Here is a 12,226-nt window from a genome sequence, read left to right as displayed (position 1 = left end):
ATGGCTACGATAACCAAAATTGATATTATTGAATATTTAAGCGATAAATATCACTTATCTAAACAAGATACGAAAAATGTGGTGGAGAACTTTTTAGAAGAGATTCGTTCATCGCTAGAATCTGGTCATGATGTGAAGTTATCAGGATTTGGTAATTTTGAACTACGTGATAAGTCATCTCGCCCAGGTCGTAACCCGAAAACTGGTGATGTTGTGCCAGTTTCTGCTCGCCGAGTGGTGACATTTAAACCAGGGCAAAAGTTACGTGCTCGTGTAGAAAAAACTAAATAGCAAGGAACAAAAAGTGCGGTGAATTTCTACCGCACTTTTCATATGAAAAGGTATGAAAGTATATAAATCATTTTTAATCGCTACTGCCTCTCTGTTTTTATTCGCTTGTTCCAGTTTTCAAAACGATGATTATGCGATGAACTATAAAGGTCAAATCGGCGATCCTATTATGGCTATAGCCATGTTGAGCGAACAACAACATGAATGGGCGGGAACGCCTTATGTGCTCGGCGGTGTTTCACGTCGTGGGGTAGATTGTTCTGGTTTTGTGCAGAAAACCTTCCTCGATCGTTTTAATCTTCGTTTGCCAAGAAGTACAACTGAACAAGCCAATTATGGTAAACATGTACGCAAAGAAGATATTCAAACGGGTGATTTAATTTTCTTTAAAACCGGCCGAGGTCCTAATGGATATCATGTGGGGATTTATGTAAAAGAAGACAAATTCCTGCACGCTTCCACCAGAGGGGGAGTTGTCTATTCTTCAATGAATAACCCTTATTGGTCGAAATCTTTTTGGCAAGTCAGACGGATTTAAAAAGTATAATGCTGGAATTTTCCAGCATTTTTTATTGTTTTTTCAACTGCCAGAAAATAAAAACCATTGAATTTATCTTCAATTATTATTTCTGTGATCCACCTCACAATCTTAATATGACAATTATCATAACCCTTTAGAGAGCCTTGTATTATCTTTATCCTGTGTTAGTCGATATGGGAGAACAATATATGCTTATGACGATACTCAGCTTCCTCGTTGTAACCACTGTGGTTGCGTATGTTTCTTGGTTAAAAACAAAAGGGGATGATTTAAAATCTTCGAAAGGGTATTTTTTGGCAGGACGTGGGTTAAGTGGTTTAGTAATTGGTTGCTCAATGGTGCTGACATCGCTTTCAACTGAACAGCTTATCGGTGTCAATGCGGTGTCCTATAAAGGTAATTTTTCCGTGATTGCTTGGACAGTTCCAACGGTTATTCCGCTTTGTTTCTTGGCTCTTTATATGCTGCCGAAATATTTGCGTAACGGTTACACCACTGTGCCAGAGTTTTTTGAAAGCCGTTTCGACCGTCAAACTCGTTTGATTATGTCCACGCTTTTCTTAGTGTTTTATCTTTTCATCGTAATTCCAACCGCACTTTATACTGGTGCAATCGCCTTTAATAAAATCTTCAACTTAGAAACTGCATTTGGCTTAAGTTATGGCGCTGCAATAACTTACACAGTTGTTGCCATTGGCGTTGTTGGGGCGATTTATGCAATTTTGGGTGGTTTAAAAGCGGTGGCAGTATCTGACACTATTAACGCGATTATTTTAGTCATTGGTGCATTGCTTGTCCCATTCTTTTCCTTGATGTATTTAGGCGATGGTAGTTTCTCTGAAGGTTTACACACAATCACAACAACGCACATTGAAAAATGGAATGCGATTGGTAGTGAAACCGACGCTACACCTTGGCCGACTATTTTCACGGGCATTATGGTTGTTCACTTTTTCTATTGGACAACGAACCAAGCTATCGTACAACGTTGCTTAGGTGCGAAAGACTTAAAATCTGGTCAAAAAGGGATTTTGATTGCGGCATTATTCTTATTAACTTTACCGATTATTTTAAATCTTCCAGGTTTATTGAGTTTCCATATTTTAGGCGAAGGTATCAATCCAATTGATGCGTCTTATCCATTACTCATAAACAAAGTATTGCCAACTTGGTTACAAGGTTTCTTTATTGCTGCATTATTTGGCGCAATTTTAAGTACCTTTAACTCATTCTTAAATTCAGCAGCAACCATTTACTGTAAAGATTTATTGCCATCTATCAGTAAAAAAGTGCGGTCAGAAGCAGAATTAATTTCTTACGCGAAAAAAGTGTCTACCATTATGGCAATTGTCACTATGATTTTCGCACCGTTACTCATGTTTGGTACAGATGGCATCTTCTTAATCACTAAACGTTTTGCAGGCTTTGTGAATATTCCAATCGTTGCTTTATTTGCCGTGGGTATGTTTAATAAAACCGTATCTGGCAAAGCGGCACGTATTGCTTTACTTGCTCACGTTATCTTGTATTTCAGCATTGTTTGGGTGTTTAATGTCAAAATCAACTTTGTGTATATTATGGGCGGATTATTCGTATTTGATGTTGTATTAATGCTCATCTTAGGACAATTCTTACGCCGTGAACCTTACATTGAAAACAAAGAAAACTTAGGCGACGTAGATTTAACCAACTGGAAATATTTAAAAGTGACTAGCGTATCCTTGATTTTAGGCTTAATCGCACTTTACACATTCCTTTCGCCACTTGGTATGGCATCAGAAAATGGTAATCCATCAATGGTGCTTGGCGTATGGGCGGTATTACAAATTATCCTGTTATTTGTTGTACGAAATAAAGAGGCAAAATAATGAACATTATTTACATTTTATTAGACCAAATTCGTAAAGATATGTTGGGGGCTTATGGTCACCAAATTGTGAAAACCCCGAATTTAGATCGATTGGCAAAAGAGGGCGTTCGTTTTAATAATGCTTTCACGCCAGCATCTGTTTGTGGGCCTGCTCGCACTTCACTTTTTACTGGATTAATGCCGTCGTCTCACGGCATTATTAAAAATGGGGAAAAGGGCGGTATAGGCGAAATTAGCCAAGAAAAACCGAATATCAGTAAATTGGCTGGCTATAATACTTATGTTGTAGGAAAGTGGCATGTAGGTACGAAATCCGTACCTGAAGATTACGGGATTAAAGGCCATAACTTTGATGGTTATGGCTATCCTGGTAGTGGCGTATATAAAAATTTAGTCTTCAACCAACCTCCAACACATTCTAATCGTTATAAAGAATGGTTAGAAGAAAAGGGGTATGAAATCCCCGAGGTCAGCCGAGCCTACTTTGGAGATAACCCGCATTTACGGGTACAAGAACTTTGCGGTTTACTTTCAGGCACGAAAGAGCAAACCATCCCTTATTTCATCATTGATGAAGCGAAAAAATATATTCAAGAATCATTAGATGAAGGCAAACCATTTTTTGCATGGATAAACTTCTGGGGGCCGCACACGCCTTGTATCGTGCCAGAGCCTTATTATTCCATGTACCGAAAAGAAGATGTGGTACTTGATAAAAGTTTCTTTACACCGTTAGAGGGCAAACCAGGTCATTTTCGCACCATTTCTAAAATGTGGGGAATGTGGGAGGCGAGCGAAGATCATTGGAAAGAAGTCATCACGAAATTCTGGGGGTATATTACCTTAATTGATGATGCTGTTGGTGAATTATTTGATTATCTTCAAAATAAAGGAATTTATGACCGCACTTTCTTGGTGGCTACGGCAGATCATGGCGATGCAATGGGCGCACATCGAATGATTGAAAAAGGGGAGTTTATGTTTGATACCACCTACAACATTCCGATGATAATCAAAGATCCAAACTCTAATCGTGTAAATCAAGAAGATGATAACCTTGTTTATCTTCACGATTTAACTTCAACGGTGTTCGATTTAGCCAATCAAAAAGTGCCAGAAAGTTTTGAAGGGCAAAGTATTCTCCCGATTATGCGCCAACACCAAGATAACCAACGAAAAGGTGTACTTGGTCAGCTTGCAGGGCATTTTGTGTATTTTGAACAACGTATGTGGCGTCGTAAAGATTACAAACTCGTATTTAATGCGACCGATGTGTGTGAACTTTATGACATACGTAATGATCCAGAAGAAATGCACAATTTGTTCTATGATCCGCAATACAATAGCATTAAAAAAGAAATGCTAGAAGAAATGCGCGCAGAGATGAAACGTCTGAATGACCCACTGGAAAATTGGGTTTATCGAATTATTGACGAAATTTAAGCAAAGTCGTAGATTAAGGGCGTATCAGATACGCCCTTTGTTATCTCTGCACCTTATTTATCTTTTAAAACTACAGGAATAAACATGAAAACAACATTACTAAAAACACTGACACCAGAACTTCACCTTGTTCAACATAATGATATTCCCATTCTTCATCTAAAACACGCTGTTGGCACAGCAAAAATCGCCTTACAAGGCGCGCAACTTCTTAGCTGGCAACCACAAGGCGTGGCTCAAGATGTATTATGGCTAAGTGAAGTAGAACTATTTGAAAGTGGCAACGCTATTCGTGGTGGTGTACCGATTTGTTATCCTTGGTTTGGTGGCGTAAAACAACCTACGCACGGTACAGCTCGTATTCGTTTATGGCAGTTAAGTCATTATGATATTTCAGCCCATAAAGTGCGGTTAGAATTTGAGTTGTTTTCTGATTTAAATATTATCGAAGCTAAAATTGTAATGGTGTTCACAGACAAATGTCATTTAACTTTTACACATTATGGCGAAGAACTTGCACAAGCCGCATTGCATACTTATTTCAATATTGGGGATATTAATCGAGTGGAAGTACAAGGTTTACCTGAAACTTGTTTTAATAGCTTAAACCAACAACAAGAAAACGTTCCGTCACCGCGTCACATTTCTGAAAATGTTGATTGCATTTATTCTGCAGAAAAAATGCAGAATCAAATCGTAGATAAAAGTTTCAATCGTACGATTGCACTGCATCATCATAATGCAAGCCAATTTGTCCTTTGGAATCCTTGGCATAAAAAGACGAGTGGAATGAGTGAAACTGGCTATCAAACGATGTTGTGCTTAGAAACTGCTCGCATTCATCACTTGCTTAAATTTGGCGAAAGTTTAAGCGTAGAAATTTCCCTTAGAGGCTAAATTTTGTTGCATAAGTGGTGTGAATACTATAGAATTCGCAAGATTTTGCTCGTTCCTTACGGGCAACAAATTTGAAATCTTTTATTTTTAGCGAAAAGATTTTTACTATTAACCAATAGAAGGAATACGATTATTAAAACCGTAAAAAAAGCGCCGGCAGTAAATCGCCCAAACCGTATCAATGAAGAGATTCGTGTAAAAGAAGTTCGTTTAATTGACCAAGATGGTGAACAAGCAGGGATTGTTTCTATTCAACAAGCCCTAGAAATGGCAGAGCAAGCAGAACTTGATCTTGTTGAAATTAGCCCAAATGCTGAACCGCCTGTTTGCCGTATTATGAATTACGGTAAATTCCTTTACGAAAAAAGTAAAACCGCTAAAGAACAAAAGAAAAAACAAAAAGTTGTGCAAGTTAAGGAAATTAAATTCCGCCCAGGCACAGACGAAGGTGACTATCAAGTTAAATTACGTAGCTTAATCCGTTTCTTAGAAGACGGTGACAAAGCAAAAATTACCGTGCGTTTCCGCGGTCGTGAAATGGCTCACCAAGACATTGGCTTTGATGTCCTAGAGCGCGTAAAAAATGATTTAGCTGAAATTTCTGTGGTTGAATCTGCACCAGGTAAATTAGAAGGCCGTCAGGCTGTAATGGTGTTAGCACCTAAGAAAAAATAAGAATTTTGCTGAGATTTCTTAGCAAATCTTTTTGTTTAAGTTTGACTTAAATGAAAAGACAACTGCATGTTGGGCACACTACGCAGCCTAACTGCTTTTGAAAAGGCAATTTAATTTGCCTTATGATGGAAATGATCAGTGCTTCCAAGTAACTTTTTAAGTTCGCCTGATTATGTTGTTTTAAACGAAAAATGCGGAGTTATTTTAACAATGCCTAAAATCAAAACAGTACGCGGCGCAGCAAAGCGCTTCAAAAAAACTGCTTCTGGTGGTTTCAAGCGTAAACAATCTCACTTACGTCATATTTTGACTAAAAAAACAACTAAACGTAAACGTCATTTACGTCATAAATCAATGGTTGCGAAAGCAGACCAAGTTTTAGTAGTAGCTTGCTTACCATACGCATAAGCCGTTATTTAAGCAAAACGTACGATTAGTTCATTTTAGAAAAATATTACATAGGAGATTAAATAATGGCTCGTGTAAAACGTGGTGTTATTGCAAGAGCACGCCATAAGAAAGTTCTTAAGGCTGCTAAAGGTTATTATGGTGCACGTTCACGCGTGTATCGCGTTGCTTTCCAAGCGGTGATCAAAGCTGGTCAATACGCATATCGTGACCGTCGTCAACGTAAACGTCAATTCCGTCAATTATGGATTGCACGTATCAACGCTGCAGCGCGTCAAAACGGTTTATCTTACAGCAAATTCATCAACGGCTTGAAAAAAGCATCTGTTGAAATCGACCGTAAGATTCTTGCTGATATCGCTGTATTCGACAAAGTAGCGTTCGCTGCATTAGTTGAAAAAGCAAAATCTGCACTTTAATTTTTTAAAGTTTAGATAAAGAATTAGGACGCTGAAAAGCGTCCTTTTTTGCATTTATGGCTTCAAATTTTGTAAAATAATGCCATTAATTCTCATCTGTTAAAATCTATGGCCGAAACAATCCCACTGAATCCCATCACGTTGCCTTTAAATCAAATTAGCTTAATCGAAGCATCCGCTGGTACGGGGAAAACCTACACTATTGGATCTTTATATCTCCGACTTTTATTAAAGGCTGGAGAAAATAACTTTTCTCGTCCGTTAAATGTGGAAGAAATTTTGGTGGTAACCTTTACGGAAATGGCGACAGAAGAACTCAAGAAAAAAATTCGTGAGCGTATAACAGATGCGATTGATAAACTCACAGCCTTTGCAGAAACCAAAGATAAATCCTCATTTAAAAATGATGAATTTCTTACCGCACTTTCTCAGGATTTAGATATTTTTGAGGCAATTCATCGCTTGAAATTAGCCGAGCAAAATATGGATTTAGCGGCGATTTATACCATTCACGGTTTTTGTCGCCGTATGTTGATGCAATATGCTTTCCATTCTGGCATTCACTTCAATTTAGAATTAATAAAAGATCAATCTGATTTGTTGGTTCGTTTTGCTAATGAATTTTGGCGAGAGCATTTTTATCCGTTGGATTTTGAATCTGCGAATTTTATCGCGACAGAATTAGTATCACCAGCAAATGTGTTGTCTTTGTTGAAAGCGGATTTAGGTAAAGATTTGCAGGTGGAGATTGAAAATAAACAGGCGTTATCTGTACCAATACAAATCTTTTTACCGCAATATCTTGGTGGTTATCAAAAGGCGTTGAATGAATTAAAGGCATTTTGGTTAGAAAGTGCGGATGAAATTTCAGCGATTATTACCAATGAACTGGAGAAAGATTATCCAAAAGATCAGTTGAAATCGTTAAATCGTAAAAAGTACCAAGTAAAGCGTTTAGGGGATTGGATTAATAAAATCAATCAATGGTCAAATAATCCTAGAGATTATCAAATTAATACCACATTGAAAGACTATTTCTTACAATCATCTATTGAGAAGAATTGTGAAGAATCAACGGATAAAAATAAAGATAAAAAACCCGCAACGCCTTTTTATTCCCCGATTTTTGCAGAGCTTGAAAAGCGCGTTAATGCCTTAATGACACCAGATTTACTAAGCAAACTCACTCTTTATCATTATCGCCAAGGCCTACAACAAAAACTTTTAGACTATAAACTTAATCATCAAGAAAAATCCTTTGATGATTTATTGCGTTTGCTTTGTGAAGCCTTGCAAGGTGCGCAAGGGGATGAATTAGCGGAAATGATTCGTTTCCAATATCCTTTTGCGATGATTGATGAATTTCAGGATACGGATTCACAACAATACGCTATTTTTTCAAAAATTTATCGTGATAATCCCGAAAAAAATACTGGTTTTATTATGATTGGTGATCCGAAGCAGGCGATTTATCGTTTCCGTGGCGCAGATATTTTTACTTATCTAAAAGCCTCAGACGAAGCCCAATCTCGCTTTGAACTCACTAAAAATTATCGTTCAGAGAAGCATTTGGTTGATGGCGTAAATGCTTTATTCGATTTTCCTCAATCGCCATTTATTTATCAAAATATTAACTTTACTGCTGTTGATTCTCGTGATGATCATCTTCGATTTTATTTAAACGGTAAAGCCGAACCTGCTTATCGTTTTTATCTAACCGAAAGTGACAAAGTGAATAAAACTGAAATGGCAAAAATATGTGCTATTTCTATTCAACATTGGCTGAAAAGTGCGGCAGAAAATCAGGCAGTTTTTCAAAATGAAGATACTTGTAAAACATTGCAAGCGGCGAATATTGCCGTGTTGGTGCGTGATAAAAATGAAGCGGCTTTAGTAAAAAATGAATTGCAAAAATTAGGGATAGCGTCAGTTTATCTTTCTGATCAAAATAGCGTATTTGATAGCAATGTTGCGAAAGAATTAGCTTGGGTGCTTAAAGCCTGTTTGAATGTGGCAGAACGTCCAATTTTGAATGCGATTGCGACCGCACTTTTTGGCTTAAATGCAGCGGATATTCATCAAATTCAGCAAAATGAGGCAGACTGGCAACGTTGGGCTGATAGCTTTGCTCAATACCAACAAACTTGGCAACGCCAAGGAATATTGGCAATGTTACATCAAATTTTATTGGAGCAAGGCATTTCAGCGCGATTATTAAGCCAAGCAACAGGCGAGCGAGATTTAACGGATTTCCTACATTTGGCAGAAATTTTACAACAAGCTGCCACGCTACACGAAAGTGAAGCGGCATTGCTCAGTTGGTTTGAAAAGCAAATTCAAGGCGAAGGTCGTCAAGAGGCTCAAATTCGTTTAGAAAGTGAACGCCAGTTGGTAAAAATAGTGACAATCCATAAATCTAAAGGCTTAGAATACGATTTAGTTTGGCTACCATTTTTAGCTGTGCCGAGCAAAGATCCAAGTAAAAAAGACATCAATATTTATTATTCTAAAGAACGAGATGAAACCTTATGGGATATGGAAAATCGTAATTTAAACGCACTTTATGAAGAAACGTTTGCGGAGGAGTTACGTTTACTTTATGTGGCTTTAACCCGTGCCAAATATCAAATGGCGTTCGCTTTGCCTAGTCAATTTGATAAAAAATGGAATGCCTTACATTATGTATTAAGCCAAGGCGAAATAGGCAAAGAAATAAATTTGTCAGATTCTAAAAATACCGAGACGTTGTTGCAAGCCTTTAAAGAAAAAATGCGAGATAATGTGGAAATCTGTACTAAGCCAAATCTAGAGGATTTTACGGCTTTATCAATCAATATAAAAAATGATGATCTTAAAGCCGCAGAATTTACGGGCAATATTGAACAAGATTGGCGAATAACCAGTTTTACTTCAATTGAACAAGCACATCGCCGACAAAATTATTTCACTGAAAGTGCGGGTAAAAAACACGCTGTTTTTGATGACGCAAAAGATTACGATAACCAAAATGCTATTGAAATTTCGACCGCACTTTTAAACGAAAATGAATCAAGCATTTTAGATTTGCCACGAGGTAAACAAGTCGGGACGGCATTGCATCGCCATTTTGAAAATTGCTATTTTTCTGATTTAGCAAATACAGAAGAAATTGACAAATTAAGACAATCCTTACAGTTAGATGAAACCTTTACGGAGCCGCTACAAAATTGGCTACAACAGATTTCACATACGCCACTTTCTAATGAAATAGGAATAGCATTAGCTGATTTGGCAAATAAAGATTGTATTAAAGAAATGCCATTTTATCTGGCTATTCGGGAACATTTTGATGTTGAAGCATTTAATCGTGCTTTGAAAACCCATCATCATTTGCCAAGCGAGCCACTTCAATTTGAACAAATTCAAGGCATGGTGAGAGGTTCAATTGACTTAGTTTTCCGCCATAATGGGAAATATTATCTTGTTGATTATAAATCTAATTTCTTAGGTTCAACTCTTGCTGATTACAATCAAGAGGCATTGAAAAAAGAAATGTTACATAGTCACTATGATTGGCAATATTTAATTTATACGCTGACATTGAACCGTTATTTACAAAGCGTTGTGCCTCATTACGATTATGCGCGAGATTTCGGCGGGGTATTTTATCTTTTCTTACGTGGAATGAACGGTGAGCCACAATCTGGCGTATTTTATGATCGTCCAAGCGTTGAATTAATCACAGAATTAGACGGGGTGTTTTAATGTTATCCGTATTACAAAAACTTAAAGAGCAGGGCATTCTTTCTCAAGGTGATTATTATTTTGCTAAGTTGATAGCTGATAAACAATGTCATACGGATTATGCGGAACCAGTCAAAAATTTAGCCATATTATTAGCCGCACTTTGTAGCTGGCGTTATACGCAGGGAAATACTTGCAGCCAATTAGATCGCTATTTAGAACATAATTTATTTGGTTTGGTTTATCGCACCACAGAAGAAAACTATTTAGCAGAAATCCTTGAAAAGATTGGTTATTTAGCTGTGGAAGATTGGCAAAATGCGTTGTGCGGGCATATGGCATTTACGCAAGATCCCGTCAATCAAATTGTGCCAATGGCATTTCAATTTGGCGCGTTGTATTTCTATCGAGCTTGGCAAGATGAATATCGCATCGCACAATATATAAAAAACACCTTAAAAAATAACCGCACTTTAGCCTTTTCTTATGATGAAATTCGTCAAAAATTAGATAAATATTTCCCTGAAAAACAGGAAAAAACAGATTGGCAAAAAGTGGCAGTGGCAACGGCGATTAAAAATCCATTTTCGATTATTACAGGCGGCCCAGGAACAGGAAAAACAACCACAGTTACGCGTTTACTGCTCGTTCTACAAGAATTATTTGATTGTAAATTACATATCAAATTGGTTGCGCCGACTGGCAAGGCTGCCTCTCGTTTGGAAGAGTCGATTAAAAATGCGTTAGGTTTTATGCAAGAAAAAATGAATTTATCCGATTCACTTTTCAATGCGATTCCACAAAAAGCCAGTACCTTGCATAGTTTACTGGGCGTGAATGCCTTTAATGATTACACACGCTATAACAGTCATAACCCTTTGCAGTTGGATGTATTAGTTGTTGATGAAACATCAATGATTGATTTGCCGATGATGGCAAAACTTATCAATGCGTTAAAGCCCGAAACTCGATTAATTTTATTAGGCGATCAGGCGCAATTAGCCTCTGTTGAGGCGGGGGCAGTATTGGGGGAATTGGCACAATTTATTAATCAACCTTATAGTCATGAACAAGCTGCGTATTTACAAGTGACAACAGGCTATAAAGTGGAAGGTTCTGATTGTTCAAATCCAATACGTGATTGCTTATGCCATCTAACAGAAAGTCGCCGTTTTGATAAAGATTCAGGTATTGGCAAGTTAGCTGAATTCATTCAAAAAGGCAAAGCAGACGATAGCCTTGGGTTATTTGAACATTATCCGCAAGAATTGCACTTTAATGCCTTAAATGATGAAAGCGATGCGGTTAATCAAGTGGTAAAAAGTGCGGTGGAAAATTACCGCACTTTCTTAAAAATGTTGGATGATTTACGTAAACAAAAAATTGATCCTAACGTTAAAAATGAACAAGGCATTTCCTATGCCGAGGCTATTCAAGCGCAATTTAATTCTGTGAGATTTTTAACCGCACTTCGTAATAACAATTTAGGAGTTGAAAATCTCAATAAAGAAATCGCATTAGCGTTGCGAGAGGAAAAATTGCTCTGGTTCCGTAATGAACAAGATTGGTATATCGGCAAGCCAATTATGATTACTGAAAACGATCATAATGTTCGCCTTTATAACGGCGATATTGGACTTTGCTTGGCAAATGGTAAAGTATGGTTTGGCAATCGAGAAGTGCTGACAAGCCGAATTCCAGCACATGAACCTGCTTTTATGATGACGATTCATAAATCTCAAGGTTCTGAATTTGAACATACCGTCATGGTGCTTCCTACAGAAGTAAATCCAGTATTGTCGCGAGAATTAGTTTTCACGGGTGTCACTCGTGCGAAAAAAGAACTTACTGTATTTGCCGATGAAAAAATATGGAAAACAGCAATTCGCCAAACAGTGAGACGCCAGAGCGGATTGGGGAAATTATTGGAAGATTTAAATTAGTAAAAAGGCGGAATAA

Annotated in this window: 10 protein-coding genes; all 10 read left to right on the top strand. The window is 37.5% G+C overall.

What is annotated here, in order from left to right; genetic code table 11:
• The 10 genes from DQN24_RS06755 to recD all read left to right on the top strand — a co-directional run bounded on the left by DQN24_RS06755 (position 1) and on the right by recD (position 12,210).
• Complete coding sequence (locus DQN24_RS06755; RefSeq protein ID WP_005631730.1) at positions 1 to 291, top strand: integration host factor subunit alpha; 291 nt, start codon at positions 1 to 3, stop codon at positions 289 to 291.
• 52 nt (positions 292 to 343) lie between these two features.
• Positions 344 to 829, top strand: a complete 486-nt coding sequence (locus tag DQN24_RS06750) for an NlpC/P60 family protein (RefSeq protein WP_111695585.1) — start codon at positions 344 to 346, stop codon at positions 827 to 829.
• Between the two features lie 191 nt (positions 830 to 1,020).
• Entirely contained in the window at positions 1,021 to 2,700 is a 1,680-nt protein-coding gene (locus DQN24_RS06745) for a solute:sodium symporter family transporter (protein ID WP_111695584.1), read from the top strand.
• Entirely contained in the window at positions 2,700 to 4,145 is a 1,446-nt protein-coding gene (locus DQN24_RS06740; protein ID WP_111695583.1) for a sulfatase-like hydrolase/transferase, read from the top strand. The genes DQN24_RS06745 and DQN24_RS06740 overlap by 1 nt, the downstream gene beginning before the upstream one ends.
• Positions 4,146 to 4,229: 84 nt before the next feature.
• Positions 4,230 to 5,042 carry a D-hexose-6-phosphate mutarotase gene (locus DQN24_RS06735; protein ID WP_111695582.1) on the top strand — a complete coding sequence of 271 codons (813 nt, stop codon included), beginning with the start codon at positions 4,230 to 4,232 and terminating at the stop codon, positions 5,040 to 5,042.
• A 132-nt stretch (positions 5,043 to 5,174) separates the two neighbouring features.
• Positions 5,175 to 5,717 carry a translation initiation factor IF-3 gene (gene infC / locus DQN24_RS06730; RefSeq protein ID WP_075564409.1) on the top strand — a complete coding sequence of 181 codons (543 nt, stop codon included), beginning with the start codon at positions 5,175 to 5,177 and terminating at the stop codon, positions 5,715 to 5,717.
• Positions 5,718 to 5,927: 210 nt separating this feature from the next.
• Entirely contained in the window at positions 5,928 to 6,125 is a 198-nt protein-coding gene (gene rpmI, locus DQN24_RS06725; protein WP_005596065.1) for a 50S ribosomal protein L35, read from the top strand.
• 65 nt (positions 6,126 to 6,190) lie between these two features.
• Positions 6,191 to 6,544 (top strand): 50S ribosomal protein L20, encoded by a 354-nt coding sequence (gene rplT, locus DQN24_RS06720; protein ID WP_005596075.1) that lies wholly within the window; start codon positions 6,191 to 6,193, stop codon positions 6,542 to 6,544.
• A 108-nt stretch (positions 6,545 to 6,652) separates the two neighbouring features.
• A complete protein-coding gene (gene recB, locus DQN24_RS06715) occupies positions 6,653 to 10,288 on the top strand; it encodes an exodeoxyribonuclease V subunit beta (RefSeq protein WP_111695581.1) in 3,636 nt (1,211 codons plus the stop codon).
• Positions 10,288 to 12,210 carry an exodeoxyribonuclease V subunit alpha gene (gene recD / locus DQN24_RS06710; protein ID WP_111695580.1) on the top strand — a complete coding sequence of 641 codons (1,923 nt, stop codon included), beginning with the start codon at positions 10,288 to 10,290 and terminating at the stop codon, positions 12,208 to 12,210. Before recB ends, recD begins: the two co-directional genes overlap by 1 nt.
• Positions 12,211 to 12,226 lie beyond the last annotated feature (16 nt).

The sequence above is a fragment of the Haemophilus influenzae genome (genome assembly GCF_900475755.1).
GTDB lineage: Bacteria > Pseudomonadota > Gammaproteobacteria > Enterobacterales > Pasteurellaceae > Haemophilus > Haemophilus influenzae_D.
The sequence above is the reverse complement of the archived record's forward strand: the minus strand, read 5'-3'. Positions and strand labels throughout refer to the sequence as shown.

Excerpts from the sequence above, each read along its gene's own strand:
- DQN24_RS06755 (WP_005631730.1), top strand. The coding sequence starts at position 1 with ATGGCTACGATAACCAAAATTGATATTATTGAATATTTAAGCGATAAA.
- DQN24_RS06750 (WP_111695585.1), top strand. The coding sequence starts at position 344 with ATGAAAGTATATAAATCATTTTTAATCGCTACTGCCTCTCTGTTTTTA.
- DQN24_RS06745 (WP_111695584.1), top strand. The coding sequence starts at position 1,021 with ATGCTTATGACGATACTCAGCTTCCTCGTTGTAACCACTGTGGTTGCG.
- DQN24_RS06740 (WP_111695583.1), top strand. The coding sequence starts at position 2,700 with ATGAACATTATTTACATTTTATTAGACCAAATTCGTAAAGATATGTTG.
- DQN24_RS06735 (WP_111695582.1), top strand. The coding sequence starts at position 4,230 with ATGAAAACAACATTACTAAAAACACTGACACCAGAACTTCACCTTGTT.
- rpmI (WP_005596065.1), top strand. The coding sequence starts at position 5,928 with ATGCCTAAAATCAAAACAGTACGCGGCGCAGCAAAGCGCTTCAAAAAA.
- rplT (WP_005596075.1), top strand. The coding sequence starts at position 6,191 with ATGGCTCGTGTAAAACGTGGTGTTATTGCAAGAGCACGCCATAAGAAA.
- recB (WP_111695581.1), top strand. The coding sequence starts at position 6,653 with ATGGCCGAAACAATCCCACTGAATCCCATCACGTTGCCTTTAAATCAA.
- recD (WP_111695580.1), top strand. The coding sequence starts at position 10,288 with ATGTTATCCGTATTACAAAAACTTAAAGAGCAGGGCATTCTTTCTCAA.